Source organism: Propylenella binzhouense (assembly GCF_009866965.1).
Classification (GTDB): domain Bacteria; phylum Pseudomonadota; class Alphaproteobacteria; order Rhizobiales; family Afifellaceae; genus Propylenella; species Propylenella binzhouense.
The window spans coordinates 1-2,724 of the sequence record NZ_SPKJ01000188.1 but is presented as its reverse complement, the minus strand read 5'-3'; the positions used below and the strand labels follow the sequence as shown (position 1 = coordinate 2,724).

3 protein-coding genes are annotated in these 2,724 nt (G+C 75.0%); 2 read left to right on the top strand and 1 reads right to left on the bottom strand.

Features of this window, described 5'->3' with window-relative positions:
• The coding region (gene tsaD / locus E4O86_RS22690; RefSeq protein ID WP_161142812.1) for a tRNA (adenosine(37)-N6)-threonylcarbamoyltransferase complex transferase subunit TsaD at window positions 1-1,059 on the bottom strand (1,059 nt) is incomplete at its 3' end.
• Between the two features lie 89 nt (window positions 1,060-1,148).
• Here tsaD and hemC point away from each other — a divergent pair.
• Both hemC and E4O86_RS22680 read left to right on the top strand, forming a co-directional pair.
• On the top strand, window positions 1,149-2,069 hold the full coding sequence (hemC, locus tag E4O86_RS22685; protein WP_246206570.1) for a hydroxymethylbilane synthase: 921 nt from the start codon (window positions 1,149-1,151) through the stop codon (window positions 2,067-2,069).
• Window positions 2,069-2,724: uroporphyrinogen-III synthase (locus tag E4O86_RS22680; protein ID WP_161142810.1), on the top strand; the 656-nt coding region annotated here is incomplete at its 3' end. The genes hemC and E4O86_RS22680, both read left to right, overlap by 1 nt.

Below are 2,724 nucleotides of genomic sequence, written 5' to 3'. Positions count from 1 at the left end.
CGCCTCGTCGAGCGGCCAGCGCGCCCGTGCGGTGATCGCGGGGTCGGGCAGGAGGCCGGCCGCGATCCGCTCGGCGCCGGCCCAGGCGATCATCGCCGCATTGTCCGTGCAGAGCGCCATCGGCGGCGCCACGAAGGGCAGGCCCTCGGCGCGGCAGAGGGCCTCGAGGCCGGCTCGGATCGTGCGGTTCGCCGCGACGCCGCCGGCGGCGACGAGCGCCGTTGGCCGGCCGCTCCCGCTCGGCATGCGCGCGAACGCGTTGCGGACGCGGTCCGCGAGCACCTCCGTCACGGCCGCCTGGAAGCCGGCGCAAAGATCCGCGACGTCCGTCTCCGCGAGCGGGGCGAGCGCCTCGGCCTGCAGCCGCAGCGCCGTCTTGAGGCCCGAGAAGGAGAAGTCGCAGCCCTCCGCGCCCTTCAGCGGACGCGGCAGTCGGAAGCGCGCCGGATCCCCCGCCGCGGCCATCCGCTCGACCGCCGGGCCGCCGGGATAGCCGAGCCCGAGCAGCTTGGCCGCCTTGTCGAACGCCTCGCCGAGCGCGTCGTCGATCGTGGTGCCGAGGCGGCGATAGCGGCCGACGCCCTCGACGGCGACGAGCTGCGTGTGCCCGCCGGAGACGAGCAGGAGCAGATACGGAAACCGTGCGCCGTCGGTCAGCCGCGCCGTCAGCGCGTGGCCTTCGAGATGGTTGAGCGGCAGGAGAGGCAGGCGGCGCGCGGCGGCGATCGCGCGGGCGGTCATGAGCCCGACCAGGACCCCGCCGATCAGCCCCGGCCCGGCCGTGACGGCGACGGCATCGAGTTCTTCCCAGCCGGTGCCGGCCTGCCGGAGCGCCGCCGCAACCACGCCGTCGATCGCCTCGACATGGGCGCGCGCCGCGATTTCCGGCACCACGCCGCCGAACGCGGCATGGTCCGCGACCTGGCTCAGGACCACGTTCGACAGGATAGCGGGCGCGCCGTCCGGCGCCCGCCGGACCACCGATGCGGCGGTCTCGTCGCAGCTCGTCTCGATGCCGAGGACGGTCGTGCCGGCCCGGGGCGGCGGTGACGGCGTCATTGCGCTCCGATTTCGCAGGGACTAGGGGTCGGCCGCATGGCTTGGCCTCGGCTCTAACACCCGGGTGTGGATCGTTGCAAACGGCAGGGATGAGGATCGGAACGCGCGGCAGCCGGCTCGCGCTCTGGCAGGCCGAAACCGTGCGGGCACGGCTTGCCGCCCGCGAGGGCCTGCCCGAAGGCGCCTACGAGATCGTGGTGATCCGCACCTCCGGCGACCGCATCCAGGACCGCGCGCTCCTGGAGGCGGGCGGCAAGGGCCTCTTCACGAAGGAGATCGAGGAGGCCCTCCTCGGAAGCGAGATCGACATCGCCGTCCATTCCGCCAAGGACATGCCGACCGCGCTGCCGGACGGGCTGGCGCTCGCCGCCTATCTGGAGCGGGAGGACGTCCGGGATGCGTTCATTTCGGCCTCCGCGCCCTCGCTCGAGGCGCTGAAGCCTGGCGCGGTGGTCGGCACCGCCTCGCTCCGGCGCGAGGCGCAGCTGAAGCGGGTGCGCCCGGACCTGCGGGTCGAACTGCTGCGCGGCAACGTGCCGACCCGCCTGAAGCGGGTGGAGGACGGCGAATTCGACGCCACCCTCCTCGCCTGCGCCGGGTTGAAGCGGCTCGGCCTCGAGGCGCATGTCACGGCGCTCCTTCCGGTCGACCGGTTCCTTCCCGCCTGCGGTCAGGGCGCCGTGGTCGTCGAGGCGCGCGCCGACGACGAGGCGACGCTGGAGCGGCTCGACCTCGTCGCCCACCGGGACACCGCCCGCGCGGTCGCCTGCGAGCGGGCCTTCCTCGCCGTGCTCGACGGCTCGTGCCGGACACCGATCGCCGGCTATGCCGAAATCGAAGGCGAGCGGCTGCGCTTCCGTGGCATCGTGCTCGCCCGGGATGGCGGCGAGTTCTACACCGTCGAGCAGAGCGGCCCGGCCGTCGCGGCCGCCGATATCGGCGAGGAGGCCGGCTTCGCGCTCCGCAGGATGGCGCCCGACGGCTTCCTCGCCGCGCTCGGCATCGCCTGATGCGCCTCGTCGTGACGCGCCCGGAGCCCGATGGCGGCCGGACCGCGCGGCTCCTGGAGGCGCTCGGGCACAGCGTCATCCTCTCCCCTGCCCTGGCGATCCATCCGGATCCCGGGGTCCGGCTGCCCGTGCGGCGCTTCCAGGCCGTGCTCGTCACGAGCGCCAATGCGGTGCGCGCGCTCGCCGCCCGGCACGACGCGGACTTCCTGAAGGCCGTGCCCCTTCTCGCGGTCGGCGACCAGACCGCGGTCGAGGCGAAGCGGAGCGGCTTTCCGGCGGCGCGTTCCGCAGGCGGCTCGGCCGAGGAGCTGATCGCGCTCGCCGCCGGGTGCCTCTCCCCGGCCGGCGGGCCGCTCTTCTACGCCGCTGGCGAGACCACCAGCACCGATCTCGCGGGGCGCCTGCGCGCGCTCGGATTCGAGGTTGAGAGCCGCGCGGTCTACCGCGCCGATCCGGAGCCCCGGCTCGCGCCCGCCGCGGCGGAGGCGATCGCGGCGGGAACGGTGGACGGCATCCTGTTCCATTCGCGCCGGAGCGCGGCCGCGTTCGCGCTCGCCGCCCGCGCCGCGCGGCTCGTCCCCCTGCCGGAGGCGGTCGCCTGCTACTGCCTCTCGGAGCGGGTGGCGGAGCCGGTCCGGCCGATCGCCGCCGGCCC

What these genes read in the sequence shown, in the direction of transcription:
- hemC (WP_246206570.1), top strand. Translation starts at nt 1,149, where the DNA reads ATGAGGATCGGAACGCGCGGCAGCCGGCTCGCGCTCTGGCAGGCCGAA.